This window comes from Sphingobacterium kitahiroshimense (assembly GCF_025961315.1).
Taxonomy (GTDB): domain Bacteria; phylum Bacteroidota; class Bacteroidia; order Sphingobacteriales; family Sphingobacteriaceae; genus Sphingobacterium; species Sphingobacterium anhuiense.
On the sequence record NZ_JAOQNK010000001.1, the window covers coordinates 1,889,319 to 1,906,370 of the forward strand.

Annotated in this window: 19 protein-coding genes and 1 riboswitch; of the genes, 12 read left to right on the plus strand and 7 right to left on the minus strand. The window is 35.7% G+C overall.

Going from position 1 to position 17,052, the window contains the following annotated elements; genetic code table 11:
• Window positions 1–3 precede the first annotated feature (3 nt).
• The 4 genes from M2265_RS08610 to M2265_RS08625 all read left to right on the plus strand — a co-directional run bounded on the left by M2265_RS08610 (window position 4) and on the right by M2265_RS08625 (window position 2,750).
• Window positions 4–453: a GatB/YqeY domain-containing protein gene (locus M2265_RS08610; protein ID WP_021192262.1), complete on the plus strand. Its 450-nt coding sequence runs from the start codon at window positions 4–6 to the stop codon at window positions 451–453.
• 50 nt (window positions 454–503) lie between these two features.
• On the plus strand, window positions 504–950 hold the full coding sequence (locus M2265_RS08615; RefSeq protein ID WP_132772840.1) for a GNAT family N-acetyltransferase: 447 nt from the start codon (window positions 504–506) through the stop codon (window positions 948–950).
• A 10-nt stretch (window positions 951–960) separates the two neighbouring features.
• On the plus strand, window positions 961–1,335 hold the full coding sequence (locus tag M2265_RS08620) for a DUF423 domain-containing protein (protein WP_021192264.1): 375 nt from the start codon (window positions 961–963) through the stop codon (window positions 1,333–1,335).
• 6 nt (window positions 1,336–1,341) lie between these two features.
• A riboswitch (Fluoride riboswitch) is annotated at window positions 1,342–1,404 on the plus strand.
• 50 nt (window positions 1,405–1,454) lie between these two features.
• Entirely contained in the window at window positions 1,455–2,750 is a 1,296-nt protein-coding gene (locus M2265_RS08625) for a voltage-gated chloride channel family protein (RefSeq protein WP_132772841.1), read from the plus strand.
• Between the two features lie 51 nt (window positions 2,751–2,801).
• Here M2265_RS08625 and M2265_RS08630 read toward each other — a convergent pair whose 3' ends face one another.
• From M2265_RS08630 to M2265_RS08650, 5 genes are all read right to left on the minus strand, one after another.
• Entirely contained in the window at window positions 2,802–4,535 is a 1,734-nt protein-coding gene (locus tag M2265_RS08630) for a thiamine pyrophosphate-dependent enzyme (RefSeq protein WP_132772843.1), read from the minus strand.
• 93 nt (window positions 4,536–4,628) lie between these two features.
• Complete coding sequence (gene mgtE, locus M2265_RS08635) at window positions 4,629–5,945, minus strand: magnesium transporter (RefSeq protein ID WP_132772845.1); 1,317 nt, start codon at window positions 5,943–5,945, stop codon at window positions 4,629–4,631.
• A gap of 67 nt (window positions 5,946–6,012) precedes the next feature.
• Complete coding sequence (gene pepE / locus M2265_RS08640; protein ID WP_243655497.1) at window positions 6,013–6,717, minus strand: dipeptidase PepE; 705 nt, start codon at window positions 6,715–6,717, stop codon at window positions 6,013–6,015.
• A 170-nt stretch (window positions 6,718–6,887) separates the two neighbouring features.
• Window positions 6,888–7,076, minus strand: a complete 189-nt coding sequence (locus tag M2265_RS08645; RefSeq protein WP_021192268.1) for a hypothetical protein — start codon at window positions 7,074–7,076, stop codon at window positions 6,888–6,890.
• 17 nt (window positions 7,077–7,093) lie between these two features.
• Window positions 7,094–7,966, minus strand: a complete 873-nt coding sequence (locus M2265_RS08650) for an SPFH domain-containing protein (protein WP_021192269.1) — start codon at window positions 7,964–7,966, stop codon at window positions 7,094–7,096.
• A 121-nt stretch (window positions 7,967–8,087) separates the two neighbouring features.
• Between M2265_RS08650 and M2265_RS27000 the strand changes: the two genes are divergently transcribed.
• The 6 genes from M2265_RS27000 to M2265_RS08675 all read left to right on the plus strand — a co-directional run bounded on the left by M2265_RS27000 (window position 8,088) and on the right by M2265_RS08675 (window position 12,345).
• Window positions 8,088–8,261 (plus strand): uracil-DNA glycosylase family protein, encoded by a 174-nt coding sequence (locus M2265_RS27000; protein ID WP_410528398.1) that lies wholly within the window; start codon window positions 8,088–8,090, stop codon window positions 8,259–8,261.
• Between the two features lie 15 nt (window positions 8,262–8,276).
• Window positions 8,277–8,573 (plus strand): DNA-deoxyinosine glycosylase, encoded by a 297-nt coding sequence (locus tag M2265_RS08655; RefSeq protein ID WP_262708434.1) that lies wholly within the window; start codon window positions 8,277–8,279, stop codon window positions 8,571–8,573.
• Window positions 8,574–8,632: 59 nt separating this feature from the next.
• Window positions 8,633–9,811: an AIR synthase related protein gene (locus tag M2265_RS08660; protein WP_132772853.1), complete on the plus strand. Its 1,179-nt coding sequence runs from the start codon at window positions 8,633–8,635 to the stop codon at window positions 9,809–9,811.
• A gap of 53 nt (window positions 9,812–9,864) precedes the next feature.
• Window positions 9,865–10,299: an ATP-dependent zinc protease gene (locus M2265_RS08665; RefSeq protein WP_021192272.1), complete on the plus strand. Its 435-nt coding sequence runs from the start codon at window positions 9,865–9,867 to the stop codon at window positions 10,297–10,299.
• Between the two features lie 66 nt (window positions 10,300–10,365).
• Entirely contained in the window at window positions 10,366–11,298 is a 933-nt protein-coding gene (rimK, locus tag M2265_RS08670; protein WP_021192273.1) for a 30S ribosomal protein S6--L-glutamate ligase, read from the plus strand.
• A gap of 183 nt (window positions 11,299–11,481) precedes the next feature.
• Window positions 11,482–12,345: a fumarylacetoacetate hydrolase family protein gene (locus tag M2265_RS08675; RefSeq protein WP_132772855.1), complete on the plus strand. Its 864-nt coding sequence runs from the start codon at window positions 11,482–11,484 to the stop codon at window positions 12,343–12,345.
• A gap of 56 nt (window positions 12,346–12,401) precedes the next feature.
• On the opposite strand, the gene M2265_RS08680 is transcribed toward M2265_RS08675, so the two are convergent.
• Together M2265_RS08680 and fbaA are read right to left on the minus strand one after the other, a co-directional pair.
• Entirely contained in the window at window positions 12,402–13,076 is a 675-nt protein-coding gene (locus M2265_RS08680) for a head GIN domain-containing protein (protein WP_132772856.1), read from the minus strand.
• A gap of 178 nt (window positions 13,077–13,254) precedes the next feature.
• Window positions 13,255–14,334, minus strand: a complete 1,080-nt coding sequence (fbaA, locus tag M2265_RS08685; RefSeq protein ID WP_021192276.1) for a class II fructose-bisphosphate aldolase — start codon at window positions 14,332–14,334, stop codon at window positions 13,255–13,257.
• A gap of 226 nt (window positions 14,335–14,560) precedes the next feature.
• On the opposite strand from fbaA, the gene M2265_RS08690 reads away from it, so the two are divergent.
• On the plus strand, window positions 14,561–14,908 hold the full coding sequence (locus M2265_RS08690; protein ID WP_021192277.1) for an ArsC family reductase: 348 nt from the start codon (window positions 14,561–14,563) through the stop codon (window positions 14,906–14,908).
• Between the two features lie 87 nt (window positions 14,909–14,995).
• The gene (locus M2265_RS08695; protein WP_132772858.1) at window positions 14,996–16,945 is read left to right on the plus strand and encodes a M1 family metallopeptidase; all 1,950 of its coding nucleotides are present in this window, start codon (window positions 14,996–14,998) and stop codon (window positions 16,943–16,945) included.
• Window positions 16,946–17,052: the final 107 nt, after the last annotated feature.

Below are 17,052 nucleotides of genomic sequence, written 5' to 3' on the forward strand. Positions count from 1 at the left end.
AATATGACTTTAGAAGAAAAAATAAATCAAGATATCAAGACCGCAATGATCGCAAAAGATGCGAACAAATTACGTGGCTTACGTGCTGTCAAAGCAGCTATTTTATTAGCAAAAACGGAAAAAGGTCACAGCGAAGAATTGACAGAAGAAACAGAAATTAAAGTTCTTCAAAAATTAGTAAAACAACGTAAAGAATCCGCGGAAATTTACAAAACCCAAAACAGAGATGATCTGTATGCGATCGAAGTTGAAGAGCAAGAAGTAATTGAAGCATACTTACCAAAGCAACTCAGCAGAGAAGAAGTGGAAGCGATAATCAAAGAAATAATCAGCACAACTGGAGCTTCTACAGTAAAAGATATGGGCAAAGTAATGGGTGCTGCTAACCAACAATTAGCAGGAAAAGCCGACGGAAGAACAATTTCCGAGCTTGTAAAAAGTTTACTAGCTTAATTACATATACTTAATATAAAAAGGGCTATAGTAATATAGCTCTTCTTTTTATGGAATTATTTTGGAAATATAAGACATTCTCTGAATTAACAACAGAAGAATTATATCGCATCCTCAAATTACGTGTTGATGTCTTTGTGAATGAGCAACAATGCTTTTATCCAGAATTGGATAATAAAGATGATCAGTGCGCCCATATTTGGGCAGAAATCAATAATGAAATTGTTGTTTATGCCCGAATTGTACCACCAGGTCTATCTTATCCAGAACCGGCAATTGGCCGAGTTGTAACAAACCCATCCTTTAGAGGTAATAATTATGGGAAAGCTCTTATAAATAAATCGCTTACCTGCATATCTGAAAAGTATGGTAGCACAGCGATTCAGATAGGCGCGCAAACCTATCTAAAGAAATTTTATGAAAGCTTCGGATTTGAACAAGTATCCGATGAATACCTGGATTATGGAATCCCACATATTGACATGATAAAACCTTAAACTTACTAATATGAATCATATTGTTATTATTACTGCCGCAATATTAGGTTCTACAGCCATTATGCTGGGTGCCTTTGGTGCACACGCTTTTAAGAAACTAATTAGCGAAGAAAAACTAACCTCTTTTGAAGTAGGTGTTCGTTATCAAATGTATTCGGCTATTACCTTACTGGTCTTAGGGTTTAATTTACATTTCGACCTTTACAGTGAACGTTTTGTATTTTATAGTATAACGGCAGGAACTTTATTATTTTCTATCAGTATCTACCTCCTGTCTTTTGCTCAATATTGGAATAAAAATTTAAAATTCTTAGGCCCAATTACACCATTAGGGGGACTGTTAATGATCGCTGGCTGGGTTGCGTTAATCATTCGTTTTATTTAACTTTACCTATGTTAAGGCAATGATGTCTGCCACTAACCGCTTTAATGAGCTGATGACGTCTACTTTTGCTGATACTTTTTGTATCCGCTAGAATCGTTTATGACAATAAGTAAGTAGACATGTCAACTAAAAGTAACACTTTATCAAAAATAGCACTTAAAGAGAAGACTTTTTGTGCTTTAAAATGGATAGCGATCGCCATTTCAGTTGGGTTTATTGTAGGATCAATCTCAGCTTTCTTTCTCACGAGCCTATCCTGGGTAACAAATTACAGAGATCTTCATCCGGTCATCATGCTAGGATTACCATTAGCAGGTTTAATAATTGGATTACTTTATCATTACTATGGTGGCGCTTCAAGCAAAGGCAATAATCTCCTGCTTAAAGAATATTACCAAAGCGAACAGACCATCCCATTAAGAATGGCACCTTTGGTTTTATTCAGCACGTTGCTTACACATCTTTTTGGAGGTTCCGCAGGAAGAGAAGGAACCGCTGTACAAATAGGAGGTGCAATCGCCGATCAATACTCAAGAATTTTCAAGTTAACTCATGACGATCGAAAGATTTTAATCATTATCGGGATAAGTGCGGGATTTGCTTCTGTTTTTGGAACCCCCTGGGCAGGTGCATTATTTGGACTGGAAGTTATAACTGGTGGAAAGTCAAGATTAAAAGCACTTATACCAAGTATCATGACAGCCTTTATTGCCAACTATGCCTGTTCTTTCTGGAATGTATCGCATACCCATTATCACATTCGAGAAATCATCCCCGCACTCAATCCGCAACATCTACTTTATACGGTCATCACAGGTATAATTTTTGGATTAGTAGCTTATCTATTCACTGCATTCGGAGATATCTTTAGCTACATTTTCAGAAAGATTCAATACCCTCCCCTGCGTCCTTTTATTGGAGGTATTGTCCTTATTTTCCTAATATGGCAGCTAGGAACTACACAGTATATAGGTTTAGGAATTCCTACCATATTAGCCTCATTCGAAAGTCAATTAAATTCTTATGATTTTATTATCAAACTATTACTAACCACTTTCACCCTTTCCGCAGGATTTAAAGGTGGAGAAGTAACACCATTATTTTTTATTGGTGCAACTCTAGGTAATGTCCTATTTGGAATTATTCCGCTACCAATGGGATTATTGGCCGCAATGGGTTTTATTGCTGTTTTTGCAGGAGCAACCAATACACCGCTGGCTTGTATACTGATGGGGGTAGAATTATTTGGGTTTGAAGCCAGTATTTATTTTGCAATTGCCTGTTTTGTCGCCTATTTCTTTTCTGGAGCAAAAGGAATCTATACAACTCAGATCATCACAGGCCCTAAACATCACTTCTATCTCCACATAAAAAAAAGGCAAAATGACATCTACGAACGATTAAGGAATCTATAATAAAAAAGTTCAAGGATTTGTCGCCAATAATCCATCCTTGAACTTCTTCAACTACAACTCTTTAAGGTGTTTGTAGTTAGATTTAATCGTATCCAAAACTTCCTGCATTTTACCTCCAAGCATCAATTTAGACATTGACTTTGCCATTCCTACCATTTGATCAAAATCAACCTTAGGAGGCATAGCTAGCGCATTTGGATTCGTAAAAACATTTAATAAAATTGGACCAGGATGCGATAAAGCAAACTCAACAGCATTCCTAACCTCTTCAGGTTTATGTACATTCATACCTTTAAAACCCATCGCTTCCGCTATAGCGGCAAAATCAGGATTTATCATATTGGTTTCGTTATCAGGTAGTCCGGCAACTTCCATCTCTAATTTGACCATACCAAGAGCCCGATTATTAAAAACAATTATTTTTACAGGCAGTTGATATTGATTAATAGTAGCTAAATCACCAAGCAACATCGACAATCCACCATCACCACATAATGCTATAACTTGCTGTTCCGGATGAGATAAAGCAGCTCCAATTGCCATTGGCATCGCATTGGCCATAGATCCATGGTTGAAAGAACCGAGCATCTGCCGTTTACCAGTCCCTGAAATAAAGCGCGCCCCCCAGACACAGGTCATCCCCGTGTCCACCGTAAATATAGCACTGTCCGTAGCCAGTTCATCAATACAGTGTGCCAAATATTCTGGCTGAATTGTATCCTCCCCCCCTTTTTCTTGCATAAAACTATGCATATTGTCCTTTACTTTCTCATAGATCTTCAGCTGAGCTTCAAGGAAACTTGCATCTTCTTTTTGTTCCAGCAGCGGAAGAAGTGCCTGTAAAGTATGCTTGATATCTCCGCACAATCCCATTTCCAATTTTGCGCGTCGTCCTAATCGTTCAACAGCAGTATCAATTTGAATAATCTTATTATTAGTAGGCATAAACTTATCATAAGGGAAATCCGTACCTAATAATAAAATCAAATCTGACTCATGCATACTTTGATAGGCTGCGGCTTGCCCTAGCAGACCAGTCATTCCTATTTCGTAAGGATTATCATGTTGAATCCCCATTTTACCTCTAAAAGAATATCCCACTGGAGCTAAAATCTTTTGAGATAATTGTACAATTTCAGGATGAGCCCCAGATGCTCCAATTCCGCAAAAAACGGTAACGCATTTACTCGCGTTAATAACTTTTGCAAGAGCGTCTAATTCACTATCAGAAGGCCGAATGACAGGATTAACATAAAATAATTGGGTAGACACCGAAGAATCTTCAGCTTTCATTTCTGATACATCCCCTGGCAAACCGATGACAGCAACTCCTTTCTGTCCTATTGCATGCTGTATGGCAGTCTGAATAATTCGAGGAGCCTGTTCTGCAGTAGTTATTAATTGGTTGTAACAACTGCAGTCATCAAAAAGCTTTACAGTATTTGTCTCTTGAAAATACCCCATCCCCATCTCCGAGGTATTAATTGTGGAAGCAATTACAATCATAGGAACGTGTGAACGATGAGCATCGTACATGCCATTTATGAGATGAACGTGACCAGGCCCGCAACTACCTGCGCAACATGCTATTCCATCCAGTTCCGCTTCAGCAGCCGCTGCATAAGCCCCAACTTCTTCATGACGCACATGAATCCATTTAAGTCGGCCATCTTTACGTATTGCTTCATTAAAAAAATTAAGACTATCTCCAGTAACTGCGTAAACGCGTTTTACACCTGCTTCCACAAGCATTTCAACCAACTGATCTGCTACAATCTTTGCCATATTAAATTATTTAAGTTAAGGGGAAATCAACACCCCCTATACTAAATAACAATGAAAAATAGAATCAGTTTTAAAATATTCTGTTAATAAAGGCTATAATAGTTTACCCGTTAATAATAAGCCCGCAACGGTAAAATAAATAATCAATCCGGATACATCAACCAAAGTTGCGACAAAAGGTGCTGACGCAGTTGCCGGATCTAAACCAAATCTGCGTAGTACAAATGGGATAACCGAACCGGATAATGTACCCCAAAGCACAACAAAAAGTAAAGATAAAGAAACACTTAGTGCAATATAAACCCAGTAAATACCATAATCATATATCCCCAGTTCTTGCCAAAGTAAAATTCTAAGAAAACCAATAGTACCCAATATACCTCCCAAAATCAGACCAGATGAAATCTCACGTTTCATGACATACCACCAGTCCTTAAGTTTTATCTCTCCCAAAGCCATGGCTCGAATAATTAATGATGCAGCTTGCGATCCAGAATTTCCGCCACTAGAAATAATTAATGGAACAAATAAAGCAAGAACTACAGCCTTTTCAATTTCTCCGTCAAAGTAAGCCATCGCTGAAGCTGTTAGCATTTCACTTAAAAACAAAATAATCAACCAACCAGCTCTTTTTTGAATCAATTTAAGTAGCGGAGTTTTTGTATAAGCGACATCAAGTTCATCCATCCCGCCAAAACGTTGGATATCTTCCGTATCTCGATCTTTTATCTGATCCAATACATCATCAAATGTCACAATACCTACCAATACACCATTATCCGTCGTGATCGGAAGCGCACTTCGATCGTATTTCTGGAAAATCTCAAATGCCTCCTCCATAGGAGTTGCGGCTCTGATAGCAACAAAATTATGATCAATCAGTTCTGAAATTTCAGTATCTGTATCGGCTAATAACAACTCACCTATTTTTAAATCATCAATAAGCACATTCTTTTCATCGACAACATATATAAAATTTAAGGTTTCAGCCTTCTTTCCAAAAAGCTTAATATGCTTAAAAACATGTTCAACAGTAAAATATGGTCTAACTTGGACATACATCGGGGTCATGAGATGTGCAATACTATTTTCATCATAGCCAATCAGCTTCAACGCTAACTGTTTTTCACGTTCATTTAACAAATTAATTAAGTACTTAATCAAATCATCAGGTAAATCAGAAAATAGCTGATTCCTAATATCAGGCTTTAAGTTGTTAAGTAATTCTGTCAGTTCCGATTCTGAGAGGGATTTTGCTAGGCGATATTGAACATCCTTTTCTAAAAAAGAAAATATCTCGAGTTGCAAGTCAAAATCATAATGATTAAATTGCTCATACAAAGCCTCTTTGTCTAATTTACTTAGATTTTCAGCAATATCTGCGGGATGTACTTTTATTTTTTTACTCATAAATAATTACTTTTTTAATCACCGCTAAAATCTAGAAGCTAAATTGCTAAAGTATTTTGTAAATATCTCAAAATTGAAGTTGACCAGGATTAAGCTCAATGGGATCTTTTCCTTGTTGAAATAATCGTGCAGACAGTTCACCTTTCAATTCAATTTGACCATGCTCAACATGTAACCAGCTACCCTCTCGTAAACCCAACACAGCCTGACTGTTGAATTGATGAAATTCTTGGATTCTTGTCTCTCTCGTTTCACCTTTATGTGTAGAGTTAGGATCTGGATCAAGATAATGTGGGTTGAGATTAAAAGGTAAAAACTGTAACGCTTCAAAACTTGGGGGATAAACGATCGGCATATCGTTAGTTGTACCAATTGTCAAGCCCGTTAAATTAGATCCAGCTGAAGTACCCACATAACGTAAACCAGAAGCAACAGCCGATTTAATTTCACTAACAAGATCCAATTCATACAAAGTCTTGAGCAAAAGAAAAGTATTTCCTCCCCCTATAAAAATTGCTTTTGCTTTTTTTATTGCATCCTTTTGATCAGAAAAAGTGTGTAGACCCTTTACCCGAATTCCTTTATCTTTTAAAGCTTTCTGAACATTAGCTGTATATTCATCATAAGAAATACCAGATGGCCTTGCGTAAGGTACAAATATCAATTCATCGGTCTGAATAAAGTCAACCAAATCATTTTTTATATAGGTCAAAAAAGAACTTCCATGGATCGTACTTGTACTGATAACAAGCAATCTAAAATTATTATTCATATCTATCTATCTTACCACTCAAAATTCATTCAAATTTAAAATTTATTATGTTATTTCATCATTAAAAAAGCTAGTGTGAAAATGATTTTAAAAACCTTTACTTTCACACTAGCAACTATCACATGTCAAATGCAATAAAACTCAATTAAGGATGTTAAACCAACCACAAACTACTCTGCTGATTTATCTGAAGTTGTTTTTATTTTTTTATCAAGTAAGCGCTTTTCTTCTTTCAACGCCTTATTCAATAAAAACTCTATTTGCCCGTTCACACTCCTAAATTCGTCGGCAGACCATTTTTCCAATGCCTTATATACATCACTATCAATCCGGAGCATGAAATTCTTTTTTTCCGCCATATTATTTATGAATAAAACTATTGATACAGGGTTCCCGTATTTAACACAGGAGATGCCGCCTTTTCCCCGCAGAGTACAACCATCAAATTACTAACCATTGCTGCCTTTTTATCATTATCAAGCTCAACTATATCTTTTTCAGACAATCTTTGTAAAGCCATTTCTACCATACCAACTGCACCTTCAACAATTTTAGCACGAGCGGCAACAATCGCAGTTGCCTGCTGTCTTTGTAACATTGCTCCGGCAATTTCAGAAGCATACGCTAAATGACTGATCCGCGCCTCTTTTATAATAATACCAGCTGGAGCCAAACGATCTAATAATTCTTTTTCTAAGATATGATTAACAGTATCTCCACCTTCACGTAAAGTAATTGTTGCTTGATTATTAGGATCTATTTCTAAATTATCATAAGGAAAACTACCTGCCAAATGCCGCACAGCCGCTTCGCTTTGTGTGCGGACATATGAAGTATAATTTGTCACATCATAAGTAGCCTTATAAGTATCACCAACTTGCCAAACAATAACAGCGCCTATTTCAATAGGATTACCCATTTTATCATTTACTTTTAAAGTTTGTCCCTGTAAATTATCCGATCGTAGACTAACATTTAAAGTAGAGTACAAAGGATTAACAAAAAATAACCCATTTTCTTTTACTGTACCAATATAACTTCCAAAGAAATTCAACACACGTGAATGATTTGGATTAATGATCATCAGACCCTTTAACAAGAACAGTGTGGTTAAAATAAATAAAATCCCCACCGCAATATACCAGGAAGAAGCTTCTGCTTGAAAGAAACATACGATTCCAAGTACAAAAAGAACAATAGCAATTAAAAGAGCTAAATAACCAGAAAGAGGTTTAATTAATTTTTCCATATTTTTTTAAGTTTTGATATTAGTTTGATATCAAATATATAGCATTTAGATTTCATTTCAAAATAAAATATGCCAGATCAAAAAGGATTCTTTATATTCGGCATAAATGTTTATTATCAAGATGTTTAAACAATCATTCTTACCCATTCAAAATAACGATATTGAAGTATTAATATTGGGTTCTTTACCCGGAGACAGGTCGCTTCAAGCCCAAGAATATTATGCACATCCTCAGAATCGATTCTGGAAATTAATCCAACGGATTTTTAATATAACTGACTTTCATTCTTATTAAGAAAAATTAAATATACTGCTAGAAAATAGGATCGGTCTATGGGATGTGTGCGCACAAGCAAAAAGAAAAGGCAGTATGGATCTCGATATCCTTGAGGAAATTCCAAATGACCTCACTACATTCTTTTCCCAGCACCCACACCTCCATACCATCATATTTAATGGACAAAAAGCACGTAAAGTATTTGATAAACACTTTAAAAAAGCGGATCAATACCAGTATTACACACTACCAAGCACAAGTCCTGCAAATGCACAATACTCTTTAGAAAAATTACTTCTTGAATGGCAACTCATATTTAAAAAAGATTAACAAATATTTACTACAATAAAAGCTTAAAATTCATAACGAATCATTATTTTTGCAGCAACATGTCAGATTTAAAATATAACCAAAGAGGTGTATCCGCAGGTAAAGAGGATGTACACAATGCTATTAAGAACATCGATAAAGGATTGTATCCAAAAGCTTTTTGTAAAATCATTCCTGATATTCTAGGTGGTGATGAACAGTGGTGTAATATTATGCACGCTGATGGTGCAGGTACGAAATCTTCCTTGGCCTATGTTTACTGGAAAGAAACAGGTGATATATCTGTTTGGCGCGGTATTGCACAAGATGCAATCATCATGAATCTTGATGATTTACTTTGTGTAGGCGCTACCGATAATATTTTATTATCATCTACTATTGGTCGTAATAAGAATGTCATTCCAGGAGAAGTTCTTGCAGAAATTATTAATGGAACAGAAGAAATTCTAGCAGAGCTCCGTGAGATGGGTATCGGTATCTATTCAACAGGAGGTGAAACTGCAGATGTGGGCGATTTAGTACGTACTATTATTGTAGATAGTACGGTAACTTGTCGCATGAAACGTGAAGACGTCATTTCTAATCACAACATAAAACCAGGCAATGTAATTGTTGGTTTATCCTCTTCAGGAAAAGCTAACTATGAGACAGAATATAACGGAGGAATGGGATCCAATGGATTAACTTCCGCACGTCATGATGTCTTTAATAAAAATATTGCAGCAAAATATGCGGAAAGTTTTGACCCTGCTGTTCCATATGACTTAGTTTTTTCAGGAAGTCAAAATTTAACCGATAAAATCACAGTTGAAACTGGTGAAGAAATTACAGCAGGAAAACTAGTTCTTTCTCCAACACGTACATATGCGCCGGTAATCAAAAAAATATTAGATCTTTATCGTTCTCAAATTGACGGAATGGTACATTGTTCAGGTGGTGCACAAACGAAAGTATTACACTTTGTTGATGCAGTACACGTTATCAAAGACAACCTCTTCCCTATCCCTCCATTGTTTGATTTGATTCAAAAAGAATCAAATACGGATTGGAAAGAAATGTACAAAGTATTCAACATGGGACACCGCATGGAACTTTATGTACCAGAAGAAATTGCATCAGAAATTATTGCAATCTCCGAATCTTATGGTATTCCCGCTCAAATTATTGGTCGCGTAGAAGCTGCTACTACAAAACAAGTAACAGTTAAATCTCCTTACGGCGAGTTTATTTACGAATAACTAAAACGTCATTAGACTTGGTATTTTATCAAGTCTAATGACTCCTTATAACCATGAAAGATAAACTAATTGTGGGTTGGAAAGAATCATTAGATTTACCGGAACTTGGTATTTTTAATATTGAAGCAAAAGTAGATACAGGTGCGGGATCATCTGTTTTACATTGTGAATCTTATGAAATCAAAATAATTGAAAATCAAAAGTGGATTATTTGCCATATTATCGTTAATTTTAAAACAAGAGAACTTCGCATATTCAAATTTCCTGTTTATCGAGAAAAAATTGTAAAAAGTTCATTCGGTCAAAAAGAAAAGCGTTATTACATATTAACAAAAGCCAAATTATATAATCAGTTTTTCGAAATTAAATTATCTTTTAGAAACCGTTCTTCCATGCGATATCCTATGTTACTAGGAAAAAGTTTCCTATCAAAAAGGTTTATCGTGGACGTGTCAAGATCTAACTTATCTCAAAAATCTGTTGGATAAAAAGAATATTCATAGACAATTGTTTATGAACCAACATTACAATTAAATCATTCTAATCATAGCAAAGTGAAAATCGCTGTATTATCAACAGTTAAAAGCTTATACTCGACACGTCGATTAGTAGAAGCTGCAGAAAAACGTGGACATGAATGCGTTGTCATCGATCATAGCAAATGCTATGTAGGAATTCAACAAGGCAAACCTAGCATCCACTATAAAGGTCAAGATATTTCAGATATTGATGCAATAATTCCTCGAATTGGTGCTTCGGTTACTTTCTATGGTTCGGCCATTGTGAGGCAATTTGAGGTAATGGACGTAATTTCCGCCAATCCAAGTCAAGCAATAACACGATCACGAGACAAACTTCGTTGTATGCAAATTTTATCTGGTGCAGGAATCGGTCTTCCCATTACTGGATTTGCCCGTACTGCATCTGATGTTGACGACCTGATTAGTATGGTCGGTGGTGCACCTTTAGTTATTAAATTACTCGAAGGAACACAAGGAATTGGTGTAGTATTAGCTGAAACGAAGAAAGCGGCCTCCTCAGTTATAGAGGCTTTCTATGGATTAGGAAATAATATCTTAATACAAGAATATATCAAAGAAGCGAAAGGTACAGATATTCGTGCATTTGTTGTTGGAGGAAAAGTGGTCGGTGCAATGAAAAGAACAGCCAAAGAAGGAGAGTTTAGATCTAACATCCACCGTGGGGGAACAGCAGAAATTATCAGACTTACAAAAAATGAACGTGAGACTGCTATTGCAGCTGCGGCTTCCATGGGGTTAACAGTTTGTGGTGTTGATATGATGCCATCAGACAGAGGCCCTCTTGTACTGGAAGTAAACTCATCTCCTGGATTAGAAGGAATAGAAAAAGCAACAAAAAAAGATATTGCTGGAGAAATTATCATGTATCTCGAAAAACAGTTTGAATTAAAGAAAGCTGCCAAACCAGAGATTCGTAAAAAGAAAAAAAAGCAAAGCGATTTATAAAAATGAAGGTTCCTCTAAAAAAGGAACCTTTTTTGTTTTCGAACTTCATATAATGATATGAAAAATCATCTGTTTAGAATACAATGATAGAAAAGCCCCTAATTTCATTACCAGATTTTGACAATACTAAAACGAATAAATAGGATTATACGGTTACATTTGCCGATTATATTTTAAGATGCTATGAAGTTATTTCGCTACGGACCACTAAATGAAGAAAAAACAGGAATTTTAATCAATGAAGTTCACTATGACACTTCCGATTTTGGAGAAGATTATGACAATAAATTTCTCGCTAATGGTGGGCTCGAAAGATTAGAAGAGTTTGTGATAAATAACCGTACAAGCTTAAAGCCAATTCCTTCCGAAAGTCGTATCGGAACACCACTTGCAAATCCAACTAAAATTGTATGCGTAGGACTTAATTATTCTGACCATGCAAAAGAAACTGGATTAGCTCAAGAACAAGAGCCCATATTATTTTTAAAAGCTATTTCAGCATTAAATGGCCCCTTTGATAACATTATAATTCCAAAAAACTCATACCATACAGACTGGGAGACAGAACTTGCTGTTGTGATCGGAAAAAAGGGTACACATATTTCGACAGCGGAATCAACAGATTATATCGCTGGATATGTCATGATGAATGATGTAACAGAGCGTCATTTTATGAAACATAGAGGTGGTACCTGGGATAAAGGAAAGGGCTATAATACTTTTGCTCCTTTAGGCCCCTATTTTGTAACAAAAGACGAAATTGAAGACGATGGGAATTTAAGAATTTGGTTAAAACTCAACGGTAAATTAATGCAGGAAGGAAATACAAAAAATTTCATTACTCCTGTTAAAGAATTAATTTCCTATATTTCGGATTTCTTTGGATTATTCCCCGGAGATATTATTTCAACCGGCTCACCTGCTGGCACAGGTATAGGACATGTACCGCAACGATTTTTAGTAGAGGGTGATGAAATTGAATATGGAATAGAAGGTTTAGGTGTTGCTAAGAACACACTGATTAACTTCCAGAAAGAATCCAGTTAAAATCATTAAAAAAAGCACTTAAAAAATTAAGTGCTTTTTTAATTTACTCTAGTAGATTATTTATAATTAATTATTCCACCAGCCAATTTCTTCTCAGATTTATGTGCAGGTTTGCCATAAACTTCAATAACGCCACCCGCACGCGTTTTAGCGACAATAGAATCTTTTGCATATACCTCTGCTTGACCACCGCCATTGACCGTAACATTGGTTACATCTGTTATCAATTCTTTACCTTCATATTTACCGCCAAAATTAGACACAACATCTTGTGTGATACTTTTTCCAATAAGTGAAATTGTAGAACCTGAAGTAGGCTTAACATCTACCTTTTTAGCCTCCACATAAACAACCACTAAACCACCCTCTGCCGCGGAAACATTTAATTGATCGGCTACTATTTTCTCTTTTTCTCTATTAACGATCTTCGCTCCTTTTTTGGCAGATAAACTATTCAAAGATTGATAGTATACCTTAACACTGATATTATTTCCTTGAAGAGCATTTAAAGTATTCATTTTAATACGTAATGCACCGTTTTTGTTGATAACTTGGATATTCTCAGAATTAGCCCCTTCAGTCACAACCTCATTGGAATTGCCATGAATTAATTCAACCTGAATTTTATCTGTAACATCTACCGAATTAAACGTACCCACGTTCTGCTTTGTCTGAGCAATTCCTAATTGCGCAATAAAAAATAAAATAGCACCTAATCCTAATTTTTTCATATCAATATATTCTATTCGTATAACTATCCTGCAAAATATGCACCATTCCTGACTTTAAGATAAAATTTAGCAGATTTTAACAAAAATAAATAAAAAACACAGCCCCAACAAAAAAGCGTACGAAGTGAAATTACCTCATACGCTTTTTAGTACTACTTAAATGTAGACTCAATCGATATTATAACTTGCTATTAACATCAATTGCATTCAATTCTTGGAAAGCTTGTTTCAAACGTGTAACGAAAGCTTCTTCTCCCTTACGTAACCAAACGCGGGGATCGTAGTATTTTTTATTTGGAGAATCAGCTCCTTCAGGATTACCGATTTGACCTTGTAAATAATCATGGTTTTTAGCTTCATACTCGCGAACACCATCCCACATAGCCCATTGCATATCTGTATCGATGTTCATTTTGATTGCACCATATGAAATTGCTTCTGCAATCTCCTCAGGAGTTGAGCCCGAACCACCGTGGAAAACAAAATTAACAGGTTTATCAGCAGTTAAATTAAATTTCTCGCGAATGAATTCTTGTGAGTTATGTAAAATAACAGGTTGTAATTTTACATTTCCTGGCTTATATACACCGTGTACATTACCAAAAGCTGCTGCTACAGTAAATTTATCAGACACCTTTGATAATTCTTCATAAGCATAAGCTACCTCTTCTGGTTGTGTATATAATTTCGAACTATCAACATCAGAATTATCTACACCATCTTCTTCACCACCTGTTACACCCAATTCGATTTCAACAGTCATTCCAAGCGGCTTCATACGTGCTAAGTATTTTGCCGAAATCTCAATATTTTCTTCAATAGGCTCTTCAGACAAATCTAACATATGAGAAGAGAATAATGGTTTACCGTGTTGTGCGAAAAACTTCTCACCAGCATCTAATAAACCGTCGATCCAAGGTAATAATTTCTTAGCAGCATGGTCTGTATGCAAAATAACTGCAACACCATAGTGCTCTGCTAATAAATGAACGTGTTGAGCAGCAGCTACAGCACCTAGAATACATGCCTTTAATCCATCATTATTTAACGTTTTACCAGCGTAAAATTGTGCTCCACCATTTGACAATTGAATAATCACTGGTGAGTTAACCGCTTTTGCAGTTTCCATCACAGCATTAATCGAGTTTGTACCAGTTACGTTAACAGCTGGTAATGCGAATTTGTGTGTTTTTGCTAATTCAAACAATTCTTGTACTTGATCTCCCGTCAATACACCTTTAAAATCTTTTAGGCTCATATTATAATTTGCTTTTGTTATTTATAATCTCACTATTTATGGACTAAGTTAAAAAAAAAATATTGTTCTACATAATTTATAAAGTGTACTTCTTACACTAACACAATGATCCATGCTCACTAAATAAAGAAGTTTACCCAATAGCATCTATAATTTAATATTCACCTATACGATATTGGATATCAATTACAATTTCTCTAAGTTTGAATTAAAATATAGAACAAATATGTTACACGTATACGGAATCAAAAACTGCAACACAGTGAAAAAAGCGATAAATTGGTTAGAAGAACATCAATTGCCTTATACATTTCACGACTATAAAAAGGAAGGCATCTCTGAAAATAAACTCGAGGAATGGGAAAAAGAAATCAGTTGGGAAAAACTGTTGAATAAAAAAGGAACCACATGGAAAAAACTTGATGTAGAAGAACAAGCGACCGTTACAGATGCACACACCGCTAACCAAGTTCTGATCAAAAACACAAGTATGATTAAAAGACCTGTAATTGAAGGAGGAAAGCAAATTTTACTCGGTTTCGATGAACTAGAATACGCTTCCTCTCTAAAATAATCGTTACAATCCGACTATTTCTTCGAAAAAATTTAACAATACATCTTTTCATACTATATTTAGGCAGAACAATCCCTACAATTAAGTATGAAAAGATTACCCTTATTGTCAATAAGTATTCTGTCCTTATCATTATCAACTCCAAGTTTTGCTCAACAAAAAAGCAATTATAGTTATACTGAAGCATTTGCTCCTTTATTTTTTAATAATAATGGTGATGAATTTCGCTCAGCAAGTGGAAAACCAGGACCAGCTTACTGGCAAAACAATGCTGACTATAAAATTACAGCAACATTAGACGATCAAAAAAATACAATTGCTGGAAATGTTGAAATAAATTATAGCAATAATAGTCCAGATCAGCTGGACTATGTATGGCTTCAGTTAGACCAAAATATGTTCTCCAAAGAAGGTCGAGGTCAAGCCATATCTCCATTAACAAAAAGTAGATATGGTGATGCTAACGCAAGTTTTGATGGTGGCTATACGATATCTTCTGTCACCGATCTAACTGGTAAACCGGTTGATTATATCATCACCGATACCCGCATGCAAATTAGGCTAACTCAAGCCTTAGCGGCAAAAGGTGGTAAAACAGGATTTAAGATACAATATTCATACATAATACCAGAATATGGTGCCGATAGAACGGGAATACTGAAAGCCGCCAAAGGTAATGTTTTTGCCATCGCACAATGGTTCCCTAGAGTATGCGTTTACGACAACATTCGAGGATGGAATACAATACCTTATACGGGGCCTGGCGAATTTTATCGTGAATTTGGTAATTATCAGGTACAGATAACGGCTCCCGCGAATCACATTGTCGTTTTGGGGGGAGAACTTCAAAACCCACAAGAAGTATTTACGGCAGAACAGTTTAAACGCTATGAAAATGCCAAAAATAGTGACCAGACAGTCATCATACGTTCTGCACAAGAGGTCGCTCAAGCAAACTCAAGACCAAACAAAAAAAGTCTAACTTGGAAATACATTTTAAATAATGCGCAAGATATTGCATGGGCTTCTTCCTCTTCTTTTATATTGGATGCGGCGAGAATTAATTTGGTCAATGGAAAAAAATCACTTGCTATTTCTGCTTACCCAGAAGAAAGTAATGGTAATAATGCCTGGGAACGTTCTACCGAGTATACCAAAGCGGCCATTGAACATTACTCCAACAAATGGTTTGATTATCCCTATCCTGTAGCTGTCAACGTAGCTTCCAATGTTGGAGGCATGGAATACCCTGCATTATCTTTTTGTGGCAATAAAGCACGTGCTGGATCCTTATGGGGAGTAACCAATCATGAATTTGGCCATAACTGGTTTCCAATGATCGTATCGAGCAACGAAAGAGAATTTGGCTGGATGGATGAAGGATTCAACTCTTTCATAAATGAAATTGCAACTGAAAGTTTCAATAACGGTGAATATTTTAAACAAGTTGGGGATCCAAACAGTCAAGCAGTCCGATTTACAGATCCTCGCTTAGAAGCGATAATGAATACACCACAAAGCATGGATGAACGCAATATTGGTATATTGCTTTACTATAAACCTGCTTATGGTCTCAAATTATTAAGAAATGAAATTATCGGCGCAGAACGTTTTGATTATGCATTCAAAAAATACATTTCTGATTGGGCCTATAAACATCCGACACCAGAAGATTTTTTCCGTTCAATGGAAAATGGGACAGGGGAAAACTTAAATTGGTTTTGGCGCGGTTGGTTTCTAAACAACTGGCGTCTTGATCAGGCAATCAATAAAGTAACATACATAAAAAATGACCCTAAATTAGGTTCCGTTATTACGGTTCAAAATTTAGAAAAACTTCCTATGCCTGTAGTAGTTGAAGCCACAACAGTATCAGGAAAGAAAATTCGAAAAAAATTACCCGTAGAAGTTTGGGAAAGAAACCAATCTTTTGACTTCAAAATAGATTCAAAAGAACCTTTAATATCAGTTCAATTAGATCCTGATAAAGTTTTTCCAGACCATGTTCCGGAAAACAATATCTGGACAGCAAAATAAAAAACAGAAAATCTCATATACAATCATATATGAGATTTTTTTATTAAAATAATTTCTTTTAAATACATTACTACTTATATTTATGTATTTTTGGTTATATAAAAAGG

Coding starts and splice junctions, on each gene's coding strand:
- M2265_RS08610 (WP_021192262.1), top strand. CDS start 4: ATGACTTTAGAAGAAAAAATAAATCAAGATATCAAGACCGCAATGATC.
- M2265_RS08615 (WP_132772840.1), top strand. CDS start 504: ATGGAATTATTTTGGAAATATAAGACATTCTCTGAATTAACAACAGAA.
- M2265_RS08620 (WP_021192264.1), top strand. CDS start 961: ATGAATCATATTGTTATTATTACTGCCGCAATATTAGGTTCTACAGCC.
- M2265_RS08625 (WP_132772841.1), top strand. CDS start 1,455: ATGTCAACTAAAAGTAACACTTTATCAAAAATAGCACTTAAAGAGAAG.
- M2265_RS08630 (WP_132772843.1), bottom strand. CDS start 4,535: ATGGCAAAGATTGTAGCAGATCAGTTGGTTGAAATGCTTGTGGAAGCA.
- mgtE (WP_132772845.1), bottom strand. CDS start 5,945: ATGAGTAAAAAAATAAAAGTACATCCCGCAGATATTGCTGAAAATCTA.
- pepE (WP_243655497.1), bottom strand. CDS start 6,717: ATGAATAATAATTTTAGATTGCTTGTTATCAGTACAAGTACGATCCAT.
- M2265_RS08645 (WP_021192268.1), bottom strand. CDS start 7,076: ATGGCGGAAAAAAAGAATTTCATGCTCCGGATTGATAGTGATGTATAT.
- M2265_RS08650 (WP_021192269.1), bottom strand. CDS start 7,966: ATGGAAAAATTAATTAAACCTCTTTCTGGTTATTTAGCTCTTTTAATT.
- M2265_RS27000 (WP_410528398.1), top strand. CDS start 8,088: ATGTTTAAACAATCATTCTTACCCATTCAAAATAACGATATTGAAGTA.
- M2265_RS08660 (WP_132772853.1), top strand. CDS start 8,633: ATGTCAGATTTAAAATATAACCAAAGAGGTGTATCCGCAGGTAAAGAG.
- M2265_RS08665 (WP_021192272.1), top strand. CDS start 9,865: ATGAAAGATAAACTAATTGTGGGTTGGAAAGAATCATTAGATTTACCG.
- M2265_RS08675 (WP_132772855.1), top strand. CDS start 11,482: ATGAAGTTATTTCGCTACGGACCACTAAATGAAGAAAAAACAGGAATT.
- M2265_RS08680 (WP_132772856.1), bottom strand. CDS start 13,076: ATGAAAAAATTAGGATTAGGTGCTATTTTATTTTTTATTGCGCAATTA.
- fbaA (WP_021192276.1), bottom strand. CDS start 14,334: ATGAGCCTAAAAGATTTTAAAGGTGTATTGACGGGAGATCAAGTACAA.
- M2265_RS08690 (WP_021192277.1), top strand. CDS start 14,561: ATGTTACACGTATACGGAATCAAAAACTGCAACACAGTGAAAAAAGCG.
- M2265_RS08695 (WP_132772858.1), top strand. CDS start 14,996: ATGAAAAGATTACCCTTATTGTCAATAAGTATTCTGTCCTTATCATTA.